At 32.5% G+C, this 18,142-nt stretch carries 12 protein-coding genes; 3 read left to right on the forward strand and 9 right to left on the reverse strand.

The annotated features are described in order from the left end of the window. Positions 1-64 precede the first annotated feature (64 nt). Genes ACIQ66_RS04050 through ACIQ66_RS04060 form a run of 3 tightly spaced genes read right to left on the reverse strand, consistent with a single transcriptional unit; the run spans position 65 to position 3,169 of the window. The gene (locus ACIQ66_RS04050) at positions 65-1,885 is read right to left on the reverse strand and encodes a chloride channel protein (protein ID WP_396211524.1); all 1,821 of its coding nucleotides are present in this window, start codon (positions 1,883-1,885) and stop codon (positions 65-67) included. Between the two features lie 31 nt (positions 1,886-1,916). Then, the gene (locus ACIQ66_RS04055; RefSeq protein WP_396211525.1) at positions 1,917-2,585 is read right to left on the reverse strand and encodes a DNA alkylation repair protein; all 669 of its coding nucleotides are present in this window, start codon (positions 2,583-2,585) and stop codon (positions 1,917-1,919) included. Next, positions 2,582-3,169, reverse strand: coding sequence for an ACP phosphodiesterase (locus ACIQ66_RS04060; protein ID WP_396211526.1), 588 nt, complete (start codon positions 3,167-3,169; stop codon positions 2,582-2,584). The genes ACIQ66_RS04055 and ACIQ66_RS04060 overlap by 4 nt, the downstream gene beginning before the upstream one ends. A gap of 168 nt (positions 3,170-3,337) precedes the next feature. On the opposite strand from ACIQ66_RS04060, the gene glmM reads away from it, so the two are divergent. Continuing rightward, the gene (gene glmM / locus ACIQ66_RS04065) at positions 3,338-4,726 is read left to right on the forward strand and encodes a phosphoglucosamine mutase (RefSeq protein ID WP_396211527.1); all 1,389 of its coding nucleotides are present in this window, start codon (positions 3,338-3,340) and stop codon (positions 4,724-4,726) included. A 78-nt stretch (positions 4,727-4,804) separates the two neighbouring features. Here glmM and ACIQ66_RS04070 read toward each other — a convergent pair whose 3' ends face one another. The 5 genes from ACIQ66_RS04070 to ACIQ66_RS04090 all read right to left on the reverse strand — a co-directional run bounded on the left by ACIQ66_RS04070 (position 4,805) and on the right by ACIQ66_RS04090 (position 13,146). Continuing rightward, a complete protein-coding gene (locus tag ACIQ66_RS04070) occupies positions 4,805-6,595 on the reverse strand; it encodes an acyl-CoA dehydrogenase family protein (RefSeq protein ID WP_396211528.1) in 1,791 nt (596 codons plus the stop codon). A 109-nt stretch (positions 6,596-6,704) separates the two neighbouring features. After that, the gene (locus ACIQ66_RS04075; RefSeq protein WP_396211529.1) at positions 6,705-7,886 is read right to left on the reverse strand and encodes an acetyl-CoA C-acyltransferase; all 1,182 of its coding nucleotides are present in this window, start codon (positions 7,884-7,886) and stop codon (positions 6,705-6,707) included. Positions 7,887-7,889: 3 nt separating this feature from the next. Further along, positions 7,890-10,301, reverse strand: coding sequence for a 3-hydroxyacyl-CoA dehydrogenase NAD-binding domain-containing protein (locus tag ACIQ66_RS04080; protein ID WP_396211530.1), 2,412 nt, complete (start codon positions 10,299-10,301; stop codon positions 7,890-7,892). Positions 10,302-10,446: 145 nt separating this feature from the next. Further along, on the reverse strand, positions 10,447-10,878 hold the full coding sequence (locus ACIQ66_RS04085; protein WP_396211531.1) for a MarR family winged helix-turn-helix transcriptional regulator: 432 nt from the start codon (positions 10,876-10,878) through the stop codon (positions 10,447-10,449). 495 nt (positions 10,879-11,373) lie between these two features. Then, a complete protein-coding gene (locus tag ACIQ66_RS04090; RefSeq protein ID WP_396211532.1) occupies positions 11,374-13,146 on the reverse strand; it encodes an AMP-dependent synthetase/ligase in 1,773 nt (590 codons plus the stop codon). Between the two features lie 110 nt (positions 13,147-13,256). Between ACIQ66_RS04090 and ACIQ66_RS04095 the strand changes: the two genes are divergently transcribed. Then, entirely contained in the window at positions 13,257-15,191 is a 1,935-nt protein-coding gene (locus ACIQ66_RS04095) for an LTA synthase family protein (protein WP_396211533.1), read from the forward strand. A 4-nt stretch (positions 15,192-15,195) separates the two neighbouring features. Further along, entirely contained in the window at positions 15,196-15,771 is a 576-nt protein-coding gene (locus tag ACIQ66_RS04100; RefSeq protein WP_396211534.1) for a dual specificity protein phosphatase family protein, read from the forward strand. On the opposite strand, the gene ACIQ66_RS04105 is transcribed toward ACIQ66_RS04100, so the two are convergent. Next, positions 15,772-18,132: a M14 family zinc carboxypeptidase gene (locus ACIQ66_RS04105; protein WP_396211535.1), complete on the reverse strand. Its 2,361-nt coding sequence runs from the start codon at positions 18,130-18,132 to the stop codon at positions 15,772-15,774. Between the last annotated feature and the right edge of the window lie 10 nt (positions 18,133-18,142).

Here is an 18,142-nt window from a genome sequence, read left to right on the forward strand (position 1 = left end):
ATTTAATTGCAATTGATTTAATAAATATTCTAAGTTTGGAATTTGAATTTTGGAATTTAAATAGTTACTCAATCACCATTTCCTTTAATTGCTCACGATAAGCTTCAAGAATAGTTATTTTAGAAATTAATCCGAAGAATTTTCCGTTTTTGGTAACAGGAAGTAGGTTTTGATTTGAAGTTTCAAATTTTTCCATAATGGTTTCCATTCCATCGTCATGGTTTATGATTTCTTGAGGTTGCGAAAGGATTTCTTTAATTTCAGTAAATTTTATTCGATAAGGATTAAAAACGATAGAACGTATGTTTTCAAAATCAACAATTCCAAGTAGTTTATTTTTTTCGTCTAAAACAGGAATGATTTGTTGGTTTACATTTGATAAATGCTCAATTAGATTTTCTAATGATTTGTCTAGTGTAATTGTTTTGACATCAATATCAACTAATTCAAGAAAATCGATGCTTTGCAAAATGTTTTTATCCTTATCACTGGTAAAAACTTCACCTTTATCGGCTAGTGCTTTCACATCCATTGAATGAGGTTCCATTTGTTTGGAAACGGCAAAACTTATTGAAGAAACAATCATTAGTGGAACCATCAAATCATAACCGCCAGTAATTTCACCAATTAAGAAAATTGCGGTTAAAGGCGCATGAAATAAACCACTCAAGATTCCTGCCATTCCAACAATAGTAAAATTTGTTACAGGAAGCTGCGAATTTATGTTGGTCAAATCCATAAATTTTGCTACAAAAAAACCAAGATACGAACCCACAAATAGAGAAGGAGCAAAGTTACCTCCATTTCCGCCAGAACCTAATGTTAAACCAGTTGCGAAAGATTTTAATAAGACAATTAGACCAACAAATCCTAATAGAATCCATTCATTACTTTTATAATTTTCTAATAAAGTATTTTCAAGTAAACTTTCAGGATGAGCTGTTGAAAGTGTTTTCATGCTTTCGTAACCTTCACCAAAAAGTGTTGGAAAAAAGAATATTAAAACTGCTAAAACAGTCGCACCAAATAACGCTTTTTTATAAGTATTGTTTTTAAATCGACTAAAAAAATGTTCTACTTTTCTGAAGTTTCTGGCATGGTACACAGATACAAATCCTGCTAAAAGTCCTAGTAGAATGTAATAGGGCGTGTTGTAAAAATCAAAATTTTGTTCTTGTTCAAAACTCAGCAAAATATCTTGACTCAATAATACTTTAGAAACCAATGCTCCAGTTGCCGCTGAAATCATGATTGGAATAAAAGCGGAAATTACAACATCGGTTAAAACTACTTCAATAGCGAACAAAACACCAGCGATTGGAGCATTAAAAGCAGCACCAATTCCGGCAGCAACTCCACAAGCAAGTAATAAAATTCTATCTTTTTGAGAAAGTTTATATTTTTGAGCAAAGTTAGAACCAAAAGCAGCTCCAGTAATTGTAATCGGACTTTCCAATCCAGCAGAACCTCCTAATCCTACTGTTAAGGAACTTGTTATGATTTGGGCATACATTTGTTTTTTTGGTATAATCCCACCTTTTTTGGCAACAGCATAAAGAATTCTTGAGCTACCTTTTTCTATTGAACCATCAAGGAATTTTTTGATAACAAAAACAGTTAATAGAATACCAATTATAGGGAAAATACTATTAGCATAGGGCAATTTTAAATATTTATTTGCATAATTGGCAAAAATGAAAACATTGTGTGCAAAGTATTTCAAAATAATTACAGCTAAAGCGCAAGATATTGCTACAGCAACTGCTGACAGGTATATAAAATTACGTTCAGACAACACTGATTTTGCCAAGAAGAACAACGATTCTAACCGGCGAGCAATTTTTCTAAAAAATAATTGTATGAGTACTGACTTTCTGTTTAGCATTATGACTAATTTCAAAAATCACAAATATAAGTTATTTTATTTTTCTCAAAGCTTCACGTTTACTTAAAGGCTTTAAATTAGTTGAATTAACATATTCAGTAACACCACTTGAGTTAAATTTGCTATAATCACGTAATGCCCATCCAATTGCTTTTTGAATGAAAAACTCTTCCGATTCCTTATGATTCTCGCATTCTGATTTTAGTAAATCGAAATTAGTCTTTTCTTTATAACTCAACTGAAATAGGATAGCACTTCGGTTCAACCACATATTATTTGAGTTCGAAAAGCGTTCAATTACTTCATAAGTCTCATTTGAAAATTGTTTTAAGTAACCACCAAGTAAATATTTAGCCACAACATCAACCGAATCCCACCATGAATTTGTAATGATTAGATTTTCAATTAATTTAATATCTTCTATAACATAGTTTTTCTTTAATTCTTTTACCAATAAATCAATAGCAACTTGATGAAATTCTCGTTCCTTTTTATTGAATAATTCCCAAGTAATTGTTCTGAAATTTGCTTTAATATCCGTTTTATACTTTTCATAATTGATTTTGAAAACGGCTCTCCTTTCCTCGGTTTTAATTCCCAAAAAAGAAAAATTATTTTTCATATAATTCTCCATCGGAATGGCTACTTCTCGATTGGCTTTTTGATGTAAATCTTGTTCTAAATTTTGTATAAAGTTCATTCTAATTCTTTCAATTTTTCTTCACAATGATTACGTAATTCTTCAAAAAACAAAGTAAATTCTTCCTCAAATTCGGAATAAAACTCTTGAACTTCCACAATCGATTCTTGCATATTGGCGCGATGTTTCGTTCGATAATCCATTTGAAATAAAATTATTTCTAATCCAGCTAATGACGCGTAACTTACTAACCAATTTCGTGCAATCATATAAGGTAACATTCCTTTCGTTTTTTCTGTTAGAATGTCGTAATTATCTTGAAGTAATTTGTAGAATTCATCTGCATAATCTTCTAACTTTTCATCAGAATAGTTCTTCCAATTCTTCGCCAAAAAATGATCATATACTATATCCATAATCACCCCAGAATAATGTCCATATTTTTCGTGTAATCTATGCTTACTTTTACGGTAAATGGGATGCGCGTCTGTAAAAGTGTCAATGTAACGATGCAAAAGAATACCTTTTCGAATTTCATCAGGATAATCCAGATAATGATGCCCACGAACACTATCAGCCATAAAATTTCCAATTTTAAGCAAATCGCTGTTTCCAGAAAGATATATGTGAGCAAGGAAATTCATTATAGGTTTTAGGTTATGGGTTTTAGGTTTTTTTGGTTTAGTAGTTTGTAACTAGGTAAATATACTAAATTAATTCAAATTTTTTTATTGCTTTCAACTTGTTATATTTGTCTAAATTTAAAAGTAGGTAACCTAAAACCTACAACCCATAACCAAAAACCTTTACAAATGACATTAATAAAATCAATATCAGGAATTCGTGGAACCATCGGTGGAAAAGTAGGTGATAATTTAACTCCAGTTGATGCCGTAAAATTTGCTTCAGCTTATGGAACGTTTCTGAAAAATAATAGTTCAAAAGAAAAACTAACCGTTGTAATTGGTCGTGATGCTCGAATTTCGGGTTCGATGATTCATAATTTGGTTCAAAATACATTAATTGGATTAGGTATAAATGTTATCGATTTAGGACTTTCAACAACACCAACAGTTGAAGTTGCAGTTCCTTTAGAAAAAGCTGATGGAGGTATTATTTTAACCGCTTCTCATAATCCAAAACAATGGAATGCATTGAAATTATTGAATGAAAAAGGCGAATTTTTGAATGGTGCTGATGGTGCGAAAATTTTAGAAATTGCAGAAGCAGAAGCCTTTGATTTTGTTGATGTTGATTCGTTAGGCGAAATCACTACCAACGATTCTTATATGGATATTCACATTGATGAAGTTCTAGATTTGCCTTTAGTGGATGCTGATTTGGTAAAAACCAAGAAATATAAAGTAGTGGTAGATGCAGTAAACTCTACAGGTGGAATTGTAATTCCGAATTTATTGGAACAAATGGGCGTTGAAGTGGTAAAATTATATTGCGAACCAAATGGTCATTTTCCACACAACCCAGAACCTTTGAAAGAACATTTGGGAGATATTTGTAAATTGGTTGTAGAAGAAAAAGCCGATTTCGGAATCGTGGTTGACCCAGATGTTGACAGATTGGCTTTTGTATCAAATGATGGCGAAATGTTTGGCGAAGAATATACTTTGGTAGCGATTGCCGATTATGTTTTGAGCAAAACACCAGGAAATACAGTTTCAAATATGAGTTCGTCACGTGCTTTGAGAGATATTACCAACAAACACAACGGAAGTTATCAAGCAAGTGCTGTTGGTGAAGTGAATGTAGTAGAATTGATGAAGGCTACAAATGCTATAATAGGTGGTGAAGGAAACGGCGGAATCATTTATCCAGAATTACATTACGGAAGAGATAGTTTGGTAGGAGTGGCGTTGTTCTTAACTTATTTAGCAAACCAAGAAAAAACTGTTGCTGAACTTCGTGCAAGTTATCCGCAATATTATATGAGCAAAAACAAAATTGAATTGACACCTCAAATTGATGTAGATGCCATTTTAGTTGCCATGACTGAAAAATATAAAAATGAGGAAATCAACACAATAGATGGTGTGAAAATTGATTTCGCTACGGAATGGGTTCATTTAAGAAAATCAAATACTGAACCAATTATCCGAATTTATACGGAAGCTCCAACTCAAGCTGAAGCTGATAAATTAGCTTTTAGAATTATAGATGAAATTAAAGCTGTGGCTGGTATTTAATTAACATATACTATTTAAATCACAAAAGTCATTCTGATTAAAGAATGACTTTTTTTTAACAAAAAAAAATAACCAAAATTAAAAACAATAACTATTTTCGGACACTAATTTTGCAGTGATTGTTTCTCTCAATCCTACAATATTAGGCATGTTTGTATATTTTGTAAAACGTCTTAATCCCATTAACATCATACGCTGTTCATCGCCCTCTGCAAAAGAAATGATACTTTCTTTACCTCTTGAAGCTACTATATCTACGGCTTTGTACAAGTATAATTCAGCCATTGCAACTTGTTCTTTAACCGCTTCATGACCTTTAGATTTTACTAATTTTTCAGTTCTTAAAATAGTGCTTTCTGCCATGTAAATTTCAATTAACATATCAGCAGCAGCTATTAAAAGTTGTTGGTGCGCGTCTAAATCCATACCGAATTTTTGAACGGCAGCACCTGCAACCATTAGGAATGCTTTTTTTAATTTTCCTATCATTTCTTTTTCTTCTGAAAATAATTCAGAATAATCTGGCGATTCAAAAGATGGTATTCCCATTAATTCTTCTTGTACTTTCATCGCTGGTGCAAGCAAATCAACATGCCCTTTCATGGCTTTTTTGATTAACATTCCAACCGATAACATTCTGTTTATTTCATTTGTTCCTTCATAGATTCTTGCAATACGAGCATCTCTCCAAGCACTTTCCATTGGTGTATCTTCTGAAAATCCCATACCACCATAAATTTGAATTCCTTCATCAGCACAGTTTTGAACATCTTCAGAAACAGCTACTTTTAGTATAGAGCATTCTATAGCAAACTCCTCAACACCTTTTAATTCGGCTTCTTGATGACTCGCGCCTTCTGCTTCACGGAGTTTGATTCTGTTTTCAATATCTTTTGCTGCTCGATAAGTGGCACTTTCTCCTGCATAAGCAGAAGTTGCCATTTCTGCTAATTTGTAACGAATTGCTCCAAAAGAAGAAATAGGTGTGTTAAACTGAACTCTTTCGTTAGCATAATTCACCGCATTGGAAGTCACACGACGTTGTGCATCTAAACAAGCTGCTGCCAATTTGATACGACCAACATTCAATGCGTTCATTGCAATTTTAAAACCTTCTCCACGAGCAGCTAACATATTTTCAACTGGAACTTTAGTTTCAGCAAAGAAAACCTGACGAGTAGAAGACGCACGAATTCCTAATTTATGCTCTTCTTCACCCATAGAAATTCCGTTGCTTGGTTCATTTTCTACAATGAAACCTGTAATGTTTTTGTCATCTTCAATTCGAGCGAAAACAATCAATACAGAACAAAAACCAGCATTAGAAATCCACATTTTTTGTCCGGTTATTTTATAATGCGTTCCATCTTCTGAAAGAACAGCTTTAGTTTTTCCAGAATTAGCATCAGATCCTGCTCCTGGTTCAGTTAAGCAATATGCTCCAAACCATTCACCTGAAGCTAATTTTGGTACGTATTTTTGTTTTTGTTCTTCGGTTCCGTATAATGTAATTGGCATAGTTCCAATTCCTGTATGAGCACCAAAAGCTGTTGAAAACGAACCTGTTGCACCCGAAATGTAATCACAAACAAGACAAGTATCCACAAATCCCATTCCCATTCCGCCATAATTTTCAGGTACGGCAACACTCAAAAAACCCATTTCACCAGCTTTTCGCATGGTTTCCTCTGTAAACGTATAATCTTTGTGTTCAAATCGGTCTTTAAAAGGCCAAATTTCTTTGTCAACGAATTCTTTGACAGAATCGCGCATCATGATTTGCTCTTCTGTGAAATCTTCTGGTGTAAAGACATTTTCACATTTGGTTTCTTTTACCAAAAATTGTCCACCTCTTGTTATATCTTCCATGGTTTTTATGTTTTTTTAATTTAAATAGTTTTAGTTTTTTGAAACACAGATTTAAGAAATTAGAGAAATTGTAATGATTTTTTTGATTTCTTAAATCTGTGTTGCTTTTTTATAGAAGTTCGTAAATACCCGCAGAACCTTGTCCTGTTCCAACACACATACTTACAATTCCGTATTTAGATTTTCTTAAGCGCATTTCTTCAAATAATTGAACCGATAGTTTTGCTCCTGTGCAACCTAATGGATGACCAAGTGCAATTGCACCACCATTTACGTTTACGATATCTGGATTTAAACCTAATTCTCTGACTACTGCCAAAGATTGTGATGCAAATGCTTCGTTTAATTCGATTAAATCAATATCATTTAATGATAAACCGGCTTGTTTTAAAGCTTTTGGAATCGCTTTTACTGGACCAATTCCCATAATTCTTGGTTCAACTCCTGCTGATGCAAAATTTACTAATCTGGCGATAGGAGTAACACCTAATTCCTTTACCATTTCTTCGCTCATAATAAGTACAAATGCTGCACCATCACTCATTTGTGAAGAGTTACCTGCTGTAACAGAACCATCTGCTGCGAATACAGGTTTTAGATTTCCTAAAGCGGCAATATTTGTGTCAGCTCTTGGGCCTTCATCTTTGTTTACTATGTATGATTTAGTCTCTTTTTTTCCATTTTCATTTATAAACGTTTGCTCTACAGTAATTGGAACAATTTGTTTATCAAATTTACCTTCGGCTTGCGCTTTCAATGCTTTTTGATGCGAATTATAAGCAAACTCATCTTGATCTTCGCGAGACACGTTGAATTGTTTAGCCACTGCTTCAGCTGTTAAACCCATTCCCCAATAGTAATCTTCATTTCCCTCTTTTGCTACAGCGTAATCTGGTGTTGGTTTATAACCACCCATTGGAATAAAGCTCATACTTTCAGCACCACCGGCTATAATGCAATCTGCCATTCCGCTTTGAATTTTTGCTGTTGCCATGCCTATAGTTTCTAATCCTGATGCGCAATATCTATTTACTGTTACCCCAGGAACATCAGTTACTTTTAACCCCATTAAGGAAATTAAACGACCTACATTCAAACCTTGTTCAGCTTCTGGCATTGCATTTCCAACCATAACGTCGTCAATACGTTTTTTGTCAAAATCAGGAAACTGGCACATCATGTGTTCTATGGTTTCAGCGGCTAACTCATCAGGTCTTTTAAATCTAAATACTCCTTTTGGAGCTTTCCCCACCGCTGTGCGGTATCCTTTTACAATATATGCAGTCTTCATAGTTTAGTTTCTTAATGGTTTACCTTTAGTAAGCATGAATTGGATGCGTTCCAACGTTTTTCTTTCAGTACAAAGTGATAAAAATGCTTCACGTTCGATATCTAATAAGTATTGTTCACTTACCAATGTTGGTTCGGACAAATCACCTCCAGCCATTACATACGCTAATTTATTGGCAATTTTCAAATCGTGTTCAGAGATGTATTTTCCAGCTACCATTTGGTTAGTTCCTACTAAAAACATTCCTAATGCTTGTTTACCTAATACTTTAATATCAGTTCTTCTAACAGGTTGTGTGTAACCTTGATCTGCCATTTGCAATGCTACTTGTTTAGCAACTGCGATTTGACGGTCTTTGTTTACAACAACGATGTCTTTTCCTTTTTGTAAAATTCCTAAATCAAAAGCTTCGTATGCCGATGTTGCTACTTTTGCCATAGCAATTGTTAAGAAATGCTCTTGTAATACATTTAATTCGACATCATTTTTCCGGAATAAATCCGATGCACGTAAAGCCATTTCTTTAGAACCACCACCACCAGGAATTACTCCAACTCCAAATTCTACTAAACCAATATACGTTTCAGCAGCGGCAACAACTCTGTCGGCATGCATACTCATTTCGCATCCACCACCAAGCGTCATCGCATGTGGCGCAACGATTACTGGAATAGAGGAGTAGCGTACTCGCATCATCGTGTCTTGGAACATTTTGATAGCCATGTTTAATTCGTCGTATTCTTGTTCGACGGCCATCATAAAAATCATTCCGATATTGGCGCCAACTGTGAAATTTGCACCTTGATTAGCAATTACTAATCCTTTATAATCTCTCTCAGCTAAGTCGATTGCTTTGTTGATAGCAGTTAAAACACCACCACCAATGGTATTCATTTTTGAATGGAATTCTAAATTCAAAATTCCGTCTCCTAAATCGATAACTGAAGCATCTGAATTACCCCAAACTTTATGACTTTCTCTAATATTATCTAAAATTATAAAAGCATCTTGTCCTGGTTTTTCTTCTTGAGATCCTGCCTGTCCGGCAGGCAGGTTTGATGGAATGTGGTAGCAACAAGTTTTACCATTTTTAACGGAATAAAACGATTTGTTTCCTGAAATTAACATATCAGTTACCCATGCAGCTGGTTTGTATCCTTCAGCTTCCATGATTGCGATGGCTTTTTCTACACCAATGGCGTCCCAAATTTCGAATGGACCATTTTCCCAACCAAAACCGGCTTTCATGGCATCATCAATTTTATAGAATTCTTCTGTTATTTCTGGAATTCTGTTAGAACAATAAGCAAACATTGCTGAGAAATTCTTTCTGTAGAAAACGCCTGCTTTGTCTTTTCCATTTACTAAAACTTTGAATCTATCAATTTGTTTTTCGATAGTTTTAGTCAGTTCTAATGTAGCGAACGATGCTTTTTTAGCCGATCTATATTCTAAAGTATCTAAGTCTAAAGATAAGATTTCTTTACCATCTTTTTTGTAAAATCCTTGTCCTGTTTTACTTCCTAACCATTTGTTGTCCATCATTTTGTTGATGAAATCTGGTAGTTTGAATAATTCGTGTGCTTCGTCATTTGGACAATTTTCATAAATTCCGTTAGCTACATGAACTAAAGTATCTAAACCAACTACGTCAACCGTTCTAAAAGTTGCCGATTTTGGACGACCAATCACTGGACCTGTTAATTTATCAACTTCTTCGATGGTTAATCCCATTTCTTTTACTTGGTGGAATAAACTTTGAATTCCGAATATTCCAATTCTGTTTCCAATAAAAGCTGGAGTATCTTTGGCAATTACTGAAGTTTTTCCTAAGAATTTTGAACCGTATTCAAAAAGGAAATCCAATACTTCTTGTGTTGTTTTTGGACCTGGAATAATTTCGAATAATTTCAAATAACGTGCAGGATTAAAGAAATGTGTTCCACAGAAATGAGCTTGAAAATCATCGCTTCTTCCTTCGCTCATAAAGTTAATTGGAATACCTGATGTATTTGAAGTTACCAAAGTACCTGGTTTACGGAATTTGTCGATTTGTTCAAACACCAATTTCTTGATGTCTAAACGTTCTACAACTACTTCGATAATCCAATCGCAAGTTGCAATTTTGGACATATCATCAGTCGTGTTTCCTGTAGTAATTCGACTAGCAAATTTCTGATTGTAAATAGGTGATGGGTTGCTTTTTAGAGCATTTGCTAAATGGTCATTTACCACACGGTTACGAACGACTTTACTTTCTAAAGTTAGTCCTTTCTTTTGCTCGATTTCAGTTAGTGCATTGGGTACAATGTCTAAAAGGAGTACTTCTAAACCAATGTTAGCAAGATGACAAGCAATTCCAGAACCCATAATTCCAGAACCTATAACTGCCACTTTTTTAATTGTTCGTTTCATTTTTTTTTATTGTATTGTTGTATATTGTATTGTTGTATATTGTATTGTTGTATTGTTGTATAATGTATTTTTACTGATTGTTGAATTTCGTTTTTATGTATAATTTCTAAAGTATACATTATACAATTCTACAATTTTTCAATCCTCAAAAAATCTTCTTCTCTGTTATCAAATCATTTATCACATCAGCTACTTCAATGAAATGGTTTAGTTTTTCTTCTGTGATGTTTTGTTTTACTACTTCGTTGAACTTTAACACTGTGGTTTTTGATTGCTCGCGCATTTTTTTACCTAAATCCGTTAAGTATATTAAAACGCCTCTACCATCATCTGGATTTTTCTTTCTTATGATTAATCCTTTTTCTTCTAATGTTTTTAGGGTTCTTGTTAGCGATGTAGCTTCCATTCCCATTCGGTTGCTTATATATGATGATGGTGTTCCTTCTTCTTTGTCAATGCTTAATAAAGCAAAACCTATTGCCATAGAACCATCAAACTTTGATGCTTCTTCATTATACATTCTTGAAACTGCTTGCCATGTGGCACGTAATAAATAATCTATAGTCTTATCTTTCATTGTAATGCGAAATCGATTTGGATTCGGTTTCAAATATACAAAATATTATTATGCGCGCATAGTATTTATGTTAAATTTTATGCGCGCATAGTATTTTTTAAGTTTGAGGTAGGAAATACACTTATAATATATGAAATACGAGATACGAAATTTGAAGTAAAAAGTGAAGATTGAGTATAAATTAAGATTTTTTTTTAGATTTTCGAGTTATTTTGTGTTTCAAAAATTAGCATTTTTAAAACTCAAAATAACTCGAAGTAACGATAGAGAAAAGTAGAGATTTGGTTTTCATGGGTTTTCGATAAATATATATTTATTTTTTAAATAAATATATCAAAAAAAATGAAAAAAAATCAGTAAAATATTTTAAAAATAGAAATTTTTTATGAGGATTTTTTTGAGATTTAAGGTAATAATTAGTAAATTAATGAAAGTAGAATTCTGAGTTCAGATTTATTTTGGCTGAATCACAAATAAAAACTCATTTTTCAACTTCTAACCATAAATCTTCTGATAAAGGTCAGCATATTTTTCTCTTACTACTTTACGTTTAAGTTTTAATGTTGGTGTTAATTCGCCGCCGTCTATACTCCAAACATTTGGAGTCAATTCAAAGCGTTTTATCTTTTCCCAACTTCCAAATTTATCATTAGCTATATCAACTTCTTCTTGAATTCTTTTAATTACTTCGGGATTAGAAGTAATTTCTTCGTTCAAATCGCCTACATAAAAACTATGACGTTTTGCCCACTCCCTTATAAAATCAAAACTTGGTTGAATGAATGCAGCTGGCATTTTCTCACCATCACCAATTACCATTACTTGTTCTATAAACAGAGATTGTTTGAGTGTGTTTTCAATAATTTGTGGTGCAATATATTTGCCACCAGAGGTTTTAAACATTTCTTTCTTTCTATCAGTAATTTTAAGGAAACCTTCTGTGTCAATTTCTCCAATATCACCTGTATGAAAATAGCCGTCTTTTATTACTTCTGCTGTAAGTTCAGGGTCTTTATAATAGCCAATCATTACATTGGGTCCTTTACATAAAATTTCACCATCATTAGCAATTTTAACTTCTACATTGTTAATTGGTTTTCCAACACAACCTACTTTGAAACCTCTATTTCTAATGTCATTTACCGAAATAACAGGTGATGTTTCTGTTAATCCGTAGCCTTCCATAACAGGCATTCCAGCAGCTGCAAATACTCTAGTTAGACGTTGTTGCAAGGCAGCACTTCCAGATACCATAACGGTTAGATTACCACCTAATCCTTCTTGCCATTTGCTAAAGATAAGTTTTCGGGCTATTTTTAGTTGCGTTTCATACCAAAAACCGTTTGCACCATAAGGTTCGTATTTCAAACCGAGTTCAATTGCCCAGAAAAATAGTTTCTTTTTGATACCAGTTAATTCAGCACCTTTAGCATAAATTTTATCATAAACCTTTTCTAATAATCTTGGTACAACCGAAAACACAGTTGGTTTGACTTCTTTTATATTATCAGAAAGTTTTTCAATGCTTTCTGCAAAATAAATGGAAACCGAATAATATTGGTAGATATATAGAATTACTCTTTCAAAAATATGACATATAGGTAAAAAACTCAATGCTCGACTACTGCCTTCTTCAAAAGGAATTCGGGGTGAACTATCCAAAACATTGGAAACAATGTTGTTATGTGAAAGCATTACTCCTTTAGGTTTTCCAGTTGTTCCAGAGGTATAAATGATCGTTGCCAATTCTTCTGGTTTAACATTGCTCTTTCTGTCTTCAACTACATCTTGATTGGAGGTGTCTTCGCCAAGGTGGAGAAGTTCTTTCCAGTTTTTACAACCAATTATTTCATCAAAACAATAGATTTCTTTTAATAGAGGAACATTTTTCTGAATTGATTTTAATTTATGAAAGACAACTTCATCAGAAATAAAACAAAATTTTGATTCGGAATGATTAAGAATATATTCATAATCTTCAGCTGTGATTGTAGGATAGATGGGAACAGTCTGCGCACCAGTTTGCAAAACACCAATATCCATTATATTCCACTCGGTTCTATTTGAAGAGGAAATTATTGCAATTTTATCGTTTTTTTCAACGCCCAATCGTAACAAGGCACGAGATATTGCATTGGATTTATCTATATATTCTTGTGTTGAAGTTTTTACCCAAACTCCATTATATTTGGTAACTAAACAGTCATTTATGTTGTTTTTTTCCAATTGGTAGTAAGGGAAATCGAAAAGTCGAGTAATATTAGTCATTTGAATGGTAAATTTTGATGCAAATTAATTAAATAAAAATAGATTAACAATTTATTTTAAAAATTCCTTTCATAATTTAGTAATTTTGCAAAATAAGTAATCTAATTTGAATGAATAAACTACCAAGATATAACGAGTATAAGGTGTTGTTTTACAGAATAAGTTTGGTATATATTTTTTATATGATAGCCCGAATTTTATTTTATTTTTATAATCAAGATTTTTTGAAAGTTGATTCGGTAATTGATTTCTTATCGTTGTGTTATTATGGATTGGCTTTTGATACAACAGCCATACTTTATATCAACCTACTTTTTATTTTATTTTCCATTTTACCTTTTTGGAAAAATACTTTCAAAGGCTATCAAAAGTTTTTGTTTTACCTTTATTTTGTTACTAATCTATTTGCTTATTCGTTCAATTTTGTTGATTTAATATATTATAAATACAGTCAATCAAGAACTACTACTGCAGCTTTAGATGTAGTGAAACATGAAACCAATTTACCAACTTTATTTATGAGTTTTATAGTTGATTATTGGCATGTATTTGTACTGTTTTTCGTAGTTGCTTTTGCTTGGATTTATTTATACAGAAAAGTTAAAGTTGAATCAGTAATTCCTTCAAAAAAAGTGCATTATTTTGGTTTTTCTATTATAGGTTTTTTGCTAGTAACAGCCATGATTATTGGTGGAATTCGTGGTGGTGATTTTAGCAAATCTACTCGTCCGATAAATCTAGTCGATGCCAGTAAGTATGTAAAAAAAGTAGTTCATGCTGATATAGTTTTGAATACACCATTTGCTATTATAAGAACTCTGTTTAGTAATAACTTTAGGAAAACTAATTTTCCTGAAATAACACCTCAAGTTATTGCAAAACAAGTGCAACCTATAAAACACTATAAAAATTATCCTGAAACAAAACCAAATATTGTATTATTTATAATAGAAAGTTATAGTCGAGAATACTCAGGCGCTTTTAACAAATGGTTGGAAATACCAGATTATCAAAGTCATTCACCCTTTATTGATTCGTTAGCCCAACATAGTTTAATTTTTCCAAATGCGTATGCTAACGGAAGACAGTCAATACATGGAATGTCTTCAATTTTAGCAGGAATCCCTACTTTTAAGGATGGATTTACTTCATCACCTTTTCCTAAGCAAAAGATAGAATCATTGGTTTCAACTTTAGAAAATGTTGGTTACAAAACTTCTTTTTTTCATGGCGCCGCAAATGGTTCGATGGGATTTTTAGGTTTTGGTAACATTTTGGGAATTGACAATTATTACGGGAGAACAGAGTTTAATAACGACGAAGAATTTGATGGTTTTTGGGGAATATGGGATGAGCCTTTTTTACAGTTTATGAATCAAAAGCTGAGTATGGAACAATCACCATTTTTCGCAACTGTTTTTACAGTTTCGTCTCATGAACCTTATATTATTCCAGAGAAATATAAAGATAAATTCAAAGAAGGTCAAATTCCGATGCATAAATGTGCAGAGTACACAGATTATGCTATAAAACGTTTTTTTGAAGAAGCTAAAAAAACAAAATGGTATAATAATACACTCTTTATAATGGTTGCCGACCATGGTAATTTGGTTTATTATGATGAGTATAGCAAACCAATTAGTCGTTTTGCGGTTCCTATTTTGTTTTATAAACCCAATAGTGATTTGGTGGGTGTTGATATGAATCTAGCACAACAAATAGATATTTATCCGACAGTATTAGACTTAATTGGTTATAAAAAATCTTTTAGAAGTTGGGGCAATAGCTTGGTAGATAAAGATATATCAAAACGATTTGTAGTAAATTCTACCGGAAACCTTCATACTTTTATAAAAGGAAATTATATTTGTACCTTTGATGGAAGTAAAGTGGTTGGTTTTTATGATAAAGACGATAGGTCATTGACTAACAACTTAATTGATAAAAAGAATAAAGAAATGCAGACTATAGAATTGCATTTCAAGGCCTTCTATCAAGATTACATGGATCGTATTATTGATAAAAAATTAACTTCAGAGAACTAATAAAATGAGTATAAAAAAGAAACTAATAATAGGATTTCTTCTAATTGTTGCAATTGGTGCAGGAAAGTATGCATATGATATACATTTAAACCACAATTTTGAAACAATTACTGAAGGAAAAGTTTATAAAAGTGGTGTAATTCCACCAGATGAAATGGCCAATTATATAAACAAATATAAAATAAAAAGCATCATCGATTTGCGTTTTCCAGGAACTGGAGATGATGTAAATAATCCAGAAATTCCAGCCGAGTTAACAGCCGAAAAACAAGCAGTTGCCAAAATTGGAGGTGTAAATTATTTCAATAATGGTTCTGATCAAGTACCTAAACAAGAAAATTTAGATGTTTTCTTCAAAATAATGGATAATCCGGATAATTATCCGGTATTGATTCACTGCTATCACGGTGTTGGACGTGCCGAAATGTATTCTGCTATTTACAGAATAGAATATGAAGGTTGGGATATTGATGAAGCGAGAACTTCGACACGATTTTTAACAAAATGGAGTTCCTTTGATATTGGAAAACCAAAAGGTGATTATTTACACAATTACCAAAAACAAAAATCGAAAGAATAATTATTTTTTCACTACTTTTTTCACTTCATTTATGCCGTCAGCTTTTAGTTTTATGAAGTAAACACCCGAAGCTAAATCTGAAATAGTTATTTCATTTGAACCAACATTATTTTCTTTTTTGAAAACTAATTGGCTTTGTGTATTATAAATTTCGATTGAATAATCTTCGTTATTAGTATTTATTCTAAGAACTGAATTTGCAGGATTTGGATAAATTCCGAATTGACTAGCTTGTGCTTGATTAGCTAAAGAAAGTGTTGTGTTTTCAAGAGTATTTACTTTAAAATCATCAAAATAAAATCCGTCATAGGTTTGAAATGCATCCGATTTAATACGAAATCTTGCTTTGATGGTTTGTCCAATATAATCTGACAGATCAATTTCTTCATTAACCCATTCTAGTTGCGTTCCATCATACAATTGGCCAATTGCTTGCGATGCCGATCCTTCGTTAGTATATTTTCCACATTGTGAATTCCAGGTTGCGCCATTATCAGTCGAAACTTGAAATTGAACATAGTCAAAATTGTTTTCCAAATCCCATTTGGCGGCAAACGAAATTGTTGCTCCAGTTTCACTTGTTAAATTTATTGGATTGGTTAAAAATAAAATTTTAGTTTGATTATTATTGTAATTTCCATTGGGTGAATCAGTTATTGATGTTGTTGGAGAAACATAAGCCAATGAAGTTATTGCCCAAGTATTTCCTGTAAAATTAGTAGCTGTTGATGAACAATCATCATTTAAAATTGCTTGTAAGGCTCCAAACTTTTTAGTAATTATTTTTTTGTCTGTATAGGTTCCATTATCCACAACTAGTTCATATTGAATTGTATCACCACTTGTAGTTCCATTTGCCAATGTATATTCTATTGTTCCATTAACAACATCTAAATTCTCCATATTTGAAACGGTAAAAGGTGCACCAACCGTAGCAATATTTGTAGAAATTGGATTAAGGCTAACTGTATAATTTCCGTTCTCTGATAAGCCTAGTTTTGTCAACTCAAAGGTGGCTGTTGCTAATGCTGTATTTCCTGTATGTCTAGGTGCTGTATCTACTAGATTAGTATTATCTAAAACAAACTTTGCTGCAGTAATGTTTGTTAGCATCATTTTTTTGCACAAAGGAATTATGTCGGTACTTGCAGGCCAAAAAGAAGAACCAATTTCGGGAGTAAAAGCAAAAATTTTAGTATGGTTAAAAGTTTGTCCGTACATCCAATCATCTGAATTACCTGAAGCTGCATATAATTCGGATGCAATTTGATTTATAAAACCGTTTTCTGAAACCATGGCACTAGATAACTTTTGAAAAATTAAATTATCAGAACTAGGCGTATTAAGTGCATAACCGAAAGGATACAATATCAAATTACTATGTGAATGTGCATTTAAAGCCACTTTAAAGTTATGACTATTTACAAAATATTCAATTGCTTGATTTTCTGGTTCAGAAAAAGGAGTTACACCAGGATATGTGTCACCTGAAGAAGATGCAGAAATTCCTGCGGTGTTCCATACGCTTTGAGTAGCTTCGCCATTAATCCAATAGTCATAGTTTCTATTATTATCGGTTCCAAATGTTCCGTTGCCATGTACATGTCTGTTTTTTCGCCACATTCCACCACCATTAGGATTAGTAGTGTAATTGTAAATATAACCATCTGGATTCACAACTGGAATGAAATACATTTCGGTATTGTCGACTATATTTTTAACTTCTTCATTGGTTTCATAGTTTTCTAACAAATACCACATATAAAAAATCGTTTCAGATAATGAGATTGGTTCTCTAGCATGATGAATAGCAGTGTATAAAACTTGTGGTTTTGTGTTGGGAACAGATGGATTATTAGTAATTTTTACCCATTGCAATTGCCTTCCTTCTTGTGTTATGTATGTTCCAACATTATCTCGTGCAGTAATCAAATTTGGATACAGAGTGTGCATGTTATCTAGATGTTGGAGCATTTCAGGATAAGTTAAATAGCCACCCATTGAACCGTTACTAAAGTTAAAAGGTGTTATGTAATCAGTTACAGAATTTGAACAACTTGTAATTTCTGGAGAAAAAGTTTGTGAATTTTTATTTTGATTAGCATAATGAGCTGAAACATCTTCAATCTCAATCTCAACATTTAAACCAATGCTTTTGGCAAGTTGAATTTCAGTTTCAGAAAAATCAGAAATGATAAAGTAACCTTTTTTATGAATACCATGATCAATTGCAATACCTAATTTGTCTAATTTTTCAAGATTTTCAATTGAATTATAAATAATTTTTGCTCTATGATGTTTTTCTTGTCCTGAAACGTTTAAATTGAAAACAAAAAACAAAAGGAATAGTATTTTTTTCATCATTATTTTT

The sequence above is a fragment of the Flavobacterium sp. genome (assembly GCF_044377315.1).
Taxonomy (GTDB): Bacteria; Bacteroidota; Bacteroidia; order Flavobacteriales; family Flavobacteriaceae; genus Flavobacterium.